Origin of the sequence: Kamptonema animale CS-326, from assembly GCF_028330895.1 — a bacterium.
Classification (GTDB): Bacteria; Cyanobacteriota; Cyanobacteriia; order Cyanobacteriales; family Microcoleaceae; genus Kamptonema; species Kamptonema formosum.
Window position 1 is genome coordinate 1 of record NZ_JAQMUA010000083.1, and the last position, 10738, is coordinate 10738.

The window sequence follows — 10738 nt, forward strand, 5'->3', positions numbered from 1 at the left end:
ACAAGTACCCGCCGCCAGATCATGGGGCTGATGCCCAGCAAGACTATCTTCAGTTGGTAGACGACAGGTTGAGACAATTCCAGCATCCGGTTATCCTACCTCATCCTCTCCCCTATCTCCCCTAAAATTTTTCGCTCTCCAAGATGAGGCAATTTTGGAATGGTACATTACTCGCAAGAACTTTAAAGTTTTCATTGTCACCTATCAACCCCCCCAACCCCCAGGGCTGTTTCATTCTCGAATTTTAGCTCTGCTAAAATTCTGAATTAAAATATTAATATATGCAAGGAAAACGCGAAAATTTAACTATCAATAAAATTGATAGTTAAATTAACGTTTTCCTTTGCTGCCAATGGGGTTTAAAACTTATTTTTTTAATTTTTAGCGGGATATATTCCTCTCAAAAACCCGGTTTCTGGAGCCCTGAGCGTAAGTCCTGAATTAGCAATTAGCAATTAGCAATTAGCAATTAGCAATTAGCGATTAGCAATTACCAATTAACAGTTTTAAGGTGGGGGCGTGCTAGAACATAGCATTGATTTCCATAGATAGGGTAATCGGCCGGCAAATTTGAAGGTGATATCTGTGTATCCTTCAGATTTTAATAATTTGGTCAGGGTTGGTACGGAAAAAAATTTGATATGCCCATTATCCCAAAGAACTGTAAAATGTTTATCCATTTTTCCAGTAATAGCTAGAGCTAAATTTTTTAAGTAACTGTGGTAGGGAGTGGTGATAATTAATCGGCCGTCTGGTTTGAGACATTTTTTGGCAACTCTAATCAGTTCTTTGGGATAAAGCAAATGTTCGATTACTTCAACTCCTAAGACAATATCAAATGAATGAAGGAGTTCAGGATGCTGCAAATCATAAATATCAGCTTGGATAAATTGACATTCAGGGAAACTTTGAGATGCGATCGCCACTCCCTGGGGCGAATTGTCTACTCCGATGACTTCATAACCTTGCTGAGCAATAGCATGGCTGAGACTGCCGTTCCCGCAACCGAGATCCAAAACGCGGGGTTTGATGTTGCTGGTAGATTTAGCGACAGCAAGCATTTCTAGCAGTGGAGATAGCAAATAAGCATGGTGATACCTGGGGCGATTATTACTGTAAAAGTATAGGTACTTGCTTGAGGTTCTTTCCATCGATTAAGCTAGAGAGACCGGGGGTCGGGATCGAGTTCACGTCTAGTGTAGGCGTATCAGAGCTATTATTCACCAATAGATACCTCCGATCGTGAGCGTACAAGCCTGATAGTGTCTAGGCTCAAACTTAAATTCCGTTGATGTCGAATAAAATCGAGCAGTGCAGGGTATGGGCGGGGTATCAAGTGAGAGACCCTGTGGCGAGAAGCGATCGCGCTTTACCTGCGATCGTCTGTATTTAGAGTTTTCGACCCCACCTGTAGGATGTCAGTTTATTGGTGTAAACTGTTTCACCCTCTTGAGTTATTGAGAACTTTTGAATAATAGATTATGCTGCACTGGCTTCTATAATTGTGTGAACTGTGGTTCTCCAACCATTTTCTCAGATCAATAGTAGTACCCTAGAAAGATGCTCGATCGATCTGGTTTGTTTGATGATGTTGCTGTTGGGTGTTGCACCTTAAGTTTAAAGATGTCCTATGGTAAGCGTCGGCCCATCCTCCTTTCGCCGTATTCTGCTGTCGCGAATTTTACTGCTCAGCGTACCAGTTTTGCTGGTGGGGGAGTATGTGACTTATAGAAAAGCTCGTTCAATGCTTCTGGAAACTGCTCGTCAAAATCTGACGGAAAGTGCTGGTAGAAAGGCAGAAACTATTGAACAGTGGGTAAACTCTCTGAAGTCAAATTTACTGGGTGCTTCGGAAAGCTCTGTGTTGCAATCCTCCTCGCCCAAGGTTTATCAAAATTTTATCAACCAGTTAGGGCAAAGATTGCCAACTCAGGTGGATTGTTTGCAATTGACTAATTTGCAGACGGGTAAAGTTGCAGCTAGCACTTGTGGTAATCAACCTATTCAGTCGCTACCGAAGAAGTTTTGGCCGCAGCAGCAGCAGTTACTTGTCAATAATAAGAATGTGTATATCAATCTTGTGTGGCCGCCACAGCAAAAGTCGCAGAAATCGGAGAATGACGGTGAATTTCTAGCTGTTCCTGCTGATGGGTTAGAGGCGGCTAAACCCGATCGAAATACTCAAGTTAGTTTGGTTTTAAGTGCGCCGGTTTACATTCAGCAGCAGAATTCGCGCCAACTGCGCTATGTTTTAAGTTTGCAGTCGCCTCTACCAGTGCAAACTAGCGCTCCCAAGGGTTCTTTAGCTGGTTATACGGTTGTGATTGACCAAGATGGGACAATCTTGGCGCACCCAAATATTGACCGAGTGGGGCGTAATATCGATCAGGAGGCGGATGCCGATCGCTTAAAAAGTATTGTCAGAAGAGCGATCGCTGGTGGACAAGCTTTCTTACACCTATTTTCTTTTGAAAAAAATGGGCTGGAGTTACTGGCGGGATATGCTGCTGTTCCTAGTCCGATGGCGAATCAGCCAAAGAGTAAGTGGATAGTTTTAGCGGTTACTCGTTTAGATTATGCCCTGTCTGGTTTGGAAGAAATTCAACAGGTTTTGTTGAATCTGATTGTGGGGTTGGTGGCGGCGAGTATTATGGCAACTCTATATCTGTCTCGCGATCTGGCTCGTCCTCTGGAGAAACTGAGAGATTATGCGCTGACTGTCAAGAGTTTGGAATCTCCGCAGATGGTTCCTCACAATTTGAAAATTAGGGAGTTCGATCAGTTAGCGGAGGCGATCGACAGTATGGTGGAGCGACTGCGATCGTGGGCGGAAGAGCTGGAAGTTGCCTCGAAACAAGCGCAAGTTGCTAATCAGTTAAAAGATGAATTTTTACGCAATATTTCTCACGAACTCAGAACTCCTTTGAATGGTATTATCGGTTTTTTGCAATTTGTCCAAGATGGTGATTGCGATGACCGGGATGAGGAGATGGAGTTTGTCCAGCGTGCTTATGATGCTGCAATTCACTTGCTGAATATCATCAATGATATTTTGGATATTGCCAAAATTGAATCAGGTACGTTATCAATGATGCTGGAAACTATCAACCTCACGCAGGTGATTGAAGAAGCGGTTGATTTGCAGGTTGTGGAAGTTGAGCAAAAAGGTCTGGAGTTAATTTTACCCGACCTGAAGAAGCCGATTATGGTTTATGCTGACCCGGATAAGCTCAAGCAGGTTTTTCTGAATGTTTTGAGTAATGCGATTAAGTTTACTGATGCAGGAAAAATCACTATTTCTATCCAAATTGAATCTGTGTTGCTCAATAATGGTGCTAGTTATAATGGGAATGCAGTATATAATATGGCTCAGATCACTGGTACGAAAGATTGGGTAGTGGTGACTATTGAAGATACGGGGATTGGGATTGACCAAGAACAGCAGGATAAGTTGTTTCAACCTTTTGTGATGGCTGATGGTTCGACTACTCGCAAATATGGTGGTAATGGTTTAGGATTGGCAATTTCACGTAATTTGATGCAGTTGATGGCGGGGACTATTTCGCTCTACAGTGCAGGTATAAATCAAGGTACTACTTTAACTATTGCTTTGCCTGCACAACAGTTACCTGGGGGTTATATCAAGGAAGATTTGGTGATTGTTAGTAGTTAGTAGTTAGTAGTTAGTAGTTAGTAGTTAGTAGTTAGTAGTTAGTAGTTAGTAGTTATATCAAGTCCGGCAAATTACTTACGATCTGTCATTGCGAGCCAAGCGCAGCGCAGTTGCGAGGGTACGAAGCAAGCCCGAAGCAATCTCAAAACCTTGGGATTGCTTCGCTTCGCTCGCAATGACAAGTATTTACCCGGACATGATATTAGTAGTTAGTACAGGGACATAATTAAACGTAAATACCCGTTAACAGTTAACAGTTAACAGTTAACTGTTAACAAATTGTAATCAGTTGTCCGCTAAGTTTCAGGGAGTCGCTGAGGGCGCTGAGAATTCGCACTAATTCGACACCTACCCAACCGGAAGAGATGGGAGATGGTGTGTTACTTTGGACGCAATTTAGAAAGCGATCGCACACTTGTTGGAGGGGCTCTACTTGTTCTACTGTTAATCTTTCCCAAGATTGAGATAAGGTGGCATTGCGATCGCGAACCCTATCCCAGGAACCTGTAATCGCGGTATTATCGTCCTCCGGCTCTAAATAACCATGTTTTAGCGTCAGAGGTGCATCAGTTGAAAGGTCGTCAAAAATCAATGTACCCTTACTTCCGACAATTCCTAAGCGCCTCTGTCTGTCAGGATTGAGCCAGCAAAGATGGATGAATGCTTGAAAGCCATCTGGGTAAAGTAACTTGATCCAAACTAAATCGTAAAGTGGTAATTGGTAATTGGTAATTGGTAATTGGTAATTGGTGGTTTTTCCATCCTCCGTATTTTCCCTATTAATAAAAACGGTTCCATTGGCTTGGACTTGACTTGGAGTTTGTCCCAGCCAAGTATTAAAAATGGCGATGTCATGGATGGCCAAATCCCACAGAGCATCAACATCATTGCGGACGGGTTCGAGATGGGTTCGTTGGGCGTAACCGTAGTGCAATTTCCCTAATTTTCCCGCTTGGATGGTGTTTTTTCCAATCTCGATTGCGGGATGAAATAGGTAGGTGTGGTCAACGAAGAGTTGACGTTGCTTTTTTTCAGCGAGTTGACAAAGTTCTATGGCTTCGGTGAGGTTGAGAGTGAGGGGTTTTTCTGCGAGAACGTGGTAGCCTTGATCAAGGGCGGCGGCGATGAGAGTGCTGTGGGTTGAAGCTGGGGTGGCGATCGCAACTGCTTCTAGTCCGGGCAATTTCTGCAATGCTGACCAATCCGTGGCTAGAACCATATTAGCATCCAAATTAAACAGGCTTTTCACCACAGCTAAGCGTTCGGGCTGCGGGTCTATGACGGCTAAAATCTGACTGTGGGGATGTTCTAGGAAGTTGCGGATCAGGTGAATTCCCCAGTGACCTGCACCTAATACAGCAATTCCAATTTTCATTTAAGAAGGAAGAAGGAAGAAAAATTTAGTTAGCTAGGAGAGAAGGAAGAAGGCTTATGCAGTGAACTTTTTAGTCATCCGTATTTTACACTTAATTGGGTAGATCATTTATTAATAAGTTTAACTGTTAGTTTTTACTTTATTAAAAGCTGCTTGCGCGGCTGCTTGTTCAGCAGCTTTGATGGATCGTCCTTTGCCTTCACCAAGTAAATCCCCTCGCAGCCATACTTCGGCGGTAAAACGTTCTTCTCCTCCGTGAACTCGCCCTGTTTCCTTAACATTATATTCTGGCAAAATTTTGTACTGGCCTTGAGTCCATTCTTGCAGAGCGGCTTTATAGTTTTGGCGGGCGGGATCGCTCAGGATTTGAGCGGCTCGCGGTTGGAAATGAGGGTCTAGCCAAGGGCGAATTAATTGTAAAGTGTTTGTACTCAGGTAGAGGGCGGCGAGGACTGCTTCAAAAGCATCTGCTAACCGTGACTCTTCCCCTGCTTTGTCGCAGGCGGCGCTGCTAGAAACGATTAAATAGCGACTAAATCCATAGCTGTCAGCGATTTGTGCCAGAGTGCGATCGCTCACTAACAAGGAACGAATCGCTGCAAATTCTCCTACTGAACTGCCGGGATAGGTTTCAAATAGTAACTCAGAAGCAGCTAGTCGCACAACTGCATCCCCGATAAATTCTAGCTGTTCGTAATTAGCTTGAGTTGAGGCCGTAGGGTGAGTTAAAGCTAAATCGAGTAATTGCCAGTTCACGCGGTTTCGATCGGGCAATCCTAATTTTTCGACTAATTTTTCCAGTTCCTTTTGACGGCTAGGATAGCTAATATTCATTTTTTCTTCTCTCTGTTTCCTCGGTCTGAACGGCTCTCGATTAACCGAGTTTAATTTTAATCATAACTTACGCGCGATCGCAGCAGGGCCGCCAAGAGGCGCGGTTTCTTGACCGCCAAGATGGGGGCGTTACAGATGGTTTTGGGTAAGTCCTAGCTAAATTATTCTGGATTTGCCCAGAGATATTATTTAGTAAAACTGGAATAATTAGGGGGGGGAAAGAGTCGGACATAAGCCGGGTTCTGTTCCCTTAACTGCAAGCAGCTAAGAGGGCAGTTATCTATCTGGGACACCTGTTACCAGATGCCTCAAGCGGTGCATTCAAGCGGAACTGGTAAAAGACCAACCGTAGTTCCTCCGACCTTGCTCCCAACTGGGGTTTACCTAGCCAGCGCCTCTCGACGCTGCTGGTGCGCTCTTACCGCACCTTTGCACCCTTACCTACAGTTTTGAGTCTAAAATTTAACACTTTAGGCTCCTAATGTAGGCGGTATATTTCTGTGGCACTATCCTCGCGATCGCTCGCACTGGGCGTTATCCAGCAAGTTTGGGCTTTCGGGAGCCCGGACTTTCCTCAGACTCTTTGGAGTCCGCAACCGCCTGCGCCTACTCTCTCCCCTTTTTTATTGTACATTATTTTGCTAATTGCTAATTGCTAATTGCTAATTGCTAATTGCTAATTGCTAATTGCTAAACCCTCCTACTTACCTTCCCGATTTTCCCCATCTCCCCCTGTCCCTCTCCCTCTCTCTTTCCCTAGCCCCTAGCCCCTTCTTTTATAATTACTAATTGCTAATTACGTGAGTCGCGCGGGAGTTATGCAGCTTATCAATCATCTTTGATGGTGGAAAAATTATCAAACCAGCCGCGCCGCCAGAAGAAGTACACTAAACCTGATGCGATCGCAATCATGACACTCCAACACAAAGGATAACCCCAATACCAGTTTAATTCTGGCATATTGAAAGGAGATTTTTCAGTATTAAAGTTCATGCCGTAGATCCCGACAACAAAAGTTAGAGGGATAAAAATGGTAGAAATCACAGTCAGCAACTTCATGATTTCATTCATTTTGTTGCCAACTGAAGATAAATAAACATCCATTAAACCCGAAGAAAGTTCTCGGTAACTTTCCACCATGTCCATCACCTGAACGGTATGATCGTAACAGTCACGCAAATAAACTCGGACATCGGGACTAATTAATTCATTACCATCTCGAATCAGACTATTAATCGCATCCCGCTGAGGCCAGATGGCACGGCGGAGAGTTAGCAATTCCCGGCGAATTTTATAGATTTTTTCTAAGGTTTGGCGATTAGGGTTCATCACTACTTCATCTTCTAGTTCCTCAATGCGTTCCCCATAAACTTCCAACACTGGAAAAAAGCCATCAATAATCGAATCTAGCAGGGAATATACCAAATAATCTGCTCCCTTTTTGCGGATAATACCCTTTGCCGTGCGAATGCGATCGCGTACAGGCCCAAAACTATCATAATCAGGTTCTTCCTGCACAGTTACTAAATAATGTTTACCCAAAATTAAACTTACTTGCTCTTTGTGAAAAACCTCTGTATTCGGCTTCATCATCACCATCCAAGCAACAATTATAAGTTGGTCTTCATAGTCTACAACTTTAGGCCGCTGAGGGACATTTACGACATCTTCTTGAGCGAGGGGATGCAAATTAAAAACTTCACTCATTTGCCGCCAAGTTTCATTATTACCTAATCCGAGTACGTCAATCCAAGAAACAGAATCTGTATCTAAGTAGGGTAATGTATCTTGAGGGCAAGTGAGGCGAGAGCGAATAGCTGCTGCTTCATTATAATCAATTAATACAATATCAGGAGGAGGTGCATCTGGTTCTAGGTCTAAATTTCCAGGGAGAGCACCCGGATCGTCATAAAAATAGTCAACGTATGACTCATCATCATCGTCGTCATGGGGTTCTACAACTGCACTGGAAGTCTTTACACCTTTATATGTCATAATTACCTCACGAAGGAAGAAGGAAGAAGGAAGAAGGAAGAGGGGGAGAGGGAGAGGGAGAATTTTTACCCAATTAGCAATTAGCAATTAGCCATTAGCCATTAGCCATTAGCCATTACCTCTGCCGAATAGGAATTTCAATGACAAATTCTGACCCCGATCCTTTTGCTGAAATACAGGTTAGCATACCGCCATGCTTTTCTACAATAATTTGATAGCTAATAGATAATCCCAAACCAGTGCCTTTTCCCACTGGCTTAGTAGTAAAGAAAGGGTCAAATATACGACACTTCACTGATTCTGGCATACCTGGCCCATTGTCGGCAATTACAATACCGATTCTATTGCTTTCTAACATCGTAGTCCGAATCGTAATACAGGGTAAAATATTACAAGTAAAAGGTAAAGCAGGAATATCTAAGTTCTCTCCTGCTGAGCAATTTTCAATTTCTAAGTTGTCGTCAGCTTTCACATCGGACAAAGCATCAATAGCATTATTAAGTATATTCATCAATACTTGATTTAAGAGGCCAGGGTAGCACTCAACTAAAGGCAAAGCACTGTATTCTTTAACAACTTCAATATTACGATTGGTAGTAGCTTGTTTTAATCTGTGCTGCAAAATTAGCAGGGTACTGTCAATGCCTTCACTAATATCAACAATTTTAATATCAGATTCTTCTATCCTAGAAAAATTACGCAAAGACAGAACTATCTGGCGGATGCGATCTGCTCCCATTTCCATCGAATTCATCAGTTGTGGAAAATCTGACACCAAAAAATCGAGATCGATTTCTTCTGCTAATGCTATGATTTCGGGGGCGGGATTTGCATAGTATTTTTGATATAAGCTGCACAGTTGCAGTAAGCTTTGAGCATATTCGTTGGCATGAGAAATATTACCATAAATAAAACTTACTGGGTTGTTAATTTCGTGAGCAATTCCAGCTACTAACTGCCCTAAACTTGACATTTTTTCTGATTGAATTAATTGAGTTTGAGTTTTCCTCAATTCCTGCAAAGTCAGCTCTAATTGCTGATTTTTTTCTCTCAACTGGGCTTCTGCCTGCTTGCGCTCGGTAATGTTGCGGGCAAGAATAATAACTTGGCTATCACCGAAGGGTAATAACCGCGCTTCATAAGTTTGTTTCCCTTGCGGCATTCGTAAGGAATATTCAATGGTAACTAAACTTCCCTTGGCAAAAGTTTCTAGAATTGCCTGCTCAAATTGGCGGCTAACTTTCAAGGGCAAAACTTCGGTCATTTGTTTGCCTAGGAATACTTGGGGAGGAATATATAAATCTGATGAACTTCCCGATAGATAATCTAAGATTATGCCGTTGATATTAAGTCTGAAATACAAATCGGGTAAGGCTTGAAACACGGCTTCTAGTTCAGAAGTTTTTTGTCGTAAGGCTTCTTGAGCTAAATGCCTTCCAGTAATGTCATGAGCGAAACCTAAAACTGCAAATATATTGCCTTCCGCGTCGCGTAAGGGAATCTTCTGGGTGTCAAAAATGTGAATGGAACCGTTGGCAAAAGTTAATTGGTCGTGGGGGTTATGAACTATTTCCCCAGAGAGTACAGTAGATTCATCGCTGCGAAAACCTCTAATACCGAGGTCATTATTGCCAAATATTTCTGTAGGGGGAAAACCAATTTCTACATCATCTTTACCCAGAATTTCTTCGACAAGAATATTCAGAGAATCTGCAAAGCTTTGGTTGACTAATATATATCTAAAATTGCGGTCTTTGGCAAAAATCCAGTCGGGTGTGGTGTCGATGACTGTGCGGAGTAGTTGTTGGGAATGTTCGCTTTGTTTCAAGGCGAGTTTTAGTTCTAATTCTAATCTTTTGCGAGAGGTGATATTTTCAAAGGCAACGCCGACGCAGTGGTTGGGTAAGGGAAAGGCTTTGATAGAAAAGGCGCGGATTACAGTCCCGTCTTCAAAGCAGTCAATATCTTCAAGTTCTACAGCTTTTTGTTCGCGAATTACTGAGGCAAATGCTTGGGGAATTCCTTTGTCTCGCTGATGGGGAAAAACTTCATCGAGGGTCATTCCGAGAATATCTGCCATCTCTACTCCGGTAAATAAGGTAGTAGCAGGATTGGAGGCGATCGCTCTCAAAGTTCGGTCGTCGTTGATGTCTTCTAAGCGGTAAACGTATAAGCCAATTTGCATATTTTCGACAATTTGACCGTACAGCCGCACGCTTTCGTCTACTTGTTTGCGTTCGGTGATATCTTCGGTAATGCCCAGGAGATATTGAGGATTTCCGCTTTTGTCGAAGATGGGAATTTTGCGGGTGTGTAGTATTCTTAAACCTCTGTGGGGAGTTTGGATGGGGGATTCTGCTACATCTTGTACGGGTAAAGTTGAGGGATTACTGTGATAGCTAGCCAAAACTTCTCTGTCTTTAGCTGCGATCGCATCTGCTTGATCTTTGGGAAGAAAATCATAATCGCTTTTGCCGATCGCCTCTTGGCTAGTTACGCCCGCGATCGCTTCCCCTGCTTTATTCCACAAGACGAATTTTAGCGACTCTGCATCTTTGGCAAAAACCCCTACTGGCAAATTTTCAACTACGGAATTGAGGAAACCTCTAGCTGAGTTTAATTCAGCCTCCGCCCGTTTGCGCTCAATTCCCAAGGCAATTACATTTGCTACAGATGTCAGTGTTTCTTGCAACCCTTGACTCAGCGGTTGATAACTCAAAATTGCCATTACCCCCACTAGCCGATCTTCTACTATCAACGGATAGCCAGCGAAGCTAGTGATCGACGATGGGGAAGGTGGGGAAGGTGGGGAGGATGGGGAAGGTGGGGAGGATAGGGAGGATGGGGAGGATAGGGAAGGT

At 43.2% G+C, this 10738-nt stretch carries 6 protein-coding genes and 1 other RNA gene; 1 reads left to right on the plus strand and 6 read right to left on the minus strand.

Going from position 1 to position 10738, the window contains the following annotated elements:
• Nucleotides 1-506 precede the first annotated feature (506 nt).
• Nucleotides 507-1151, minus strand: coding sequence for a class I SAM-dependent methyltransferase (locus tag PN499_RS04835; RefSeq protein ID WP_272030549.1), 645 nt, complete (start codon nucleotides 1149-1151; stop codon nucleotides 507-509).
• Nucleotides 1152-1630: 479 nt separating this feature from the next.
• Between PN499_RS04835 and PN499_RS04840 the strand changes: the two genes are divergently transcribed.
• Nucleotides 1631-3673 (plus strand): ATP-binding protein, encoded by a 2043-nt coding sequence (locus PN499_RS04840; RefSeq protein ID WP_272030550.1) that lies wholly within the window; start codon nucleotides 1631-1633, stop codon nucleotides 3671-3673.
• A 271-nt stretch (nucleotides 3674-3944) separates the two neighbouring features.
• Here the strand turns inward: PN499_RS04840 and PN499_RS04845 are convergent, their stop codons facing one another.
• The 5 genes from PN499_RS04845 to PN499_RS04865 form a co-directional block, all read right to left on the minus strand.
• The gene (locus PN499_RS04845; protein WP_272030551.1) at nucleotides 3945-5048 is read right to left on the minus strand and encodes a Gfo/Idh/MocA family protein; all 1104 of its coding nucleotides are present in this window, start codon (nucleotides 5046-5048) and stop codon (nucleotides 3945-3947) included.
• 120 nt (nucleotides 5049-5168) lie between these two features.
• A complete protein-coding gene (gene rnc / locus PN499_RS04850; RefSeq protein WP_272030552.1) occupies nucleotides 5169-5882 on the minus strand; it encodes a ribonuclease III in 714 nt (237 codons plus the stop codon).
• Between the two features lie 216 nt (nucleotides 5883-6098).
• Nucleotides 6099-6495, minus strand: an RNA gene (rnpB, locus tag PN499_RS04855) — RNase P RNA component class A.
• A 215-nt stretch (nucleotides 6496-6710) separates the two neighbouring features.
• Nucleotides 6711-7877, minus strand: coding sequence for a magnesium/cobalt transporter CorA (gene corA, locus PN499_RS04860; protein ID WP_272030553.1), 1167 nt, complete (start codon nucleotides 7875-7877; stop codon nucleotides 6711-6713).
• A 115-nt stretch (nucleotides 7878-7992) separates the two neighbouring features.
• Nucleotides 7993-10738, minus strand: a 2746-nt coding sequence (locus PN499_RS04865) for a PAS domain-containing protein (RefSeq protein WP_272030554.1), incomplete at its 5' end; no start/stop codon positions are given.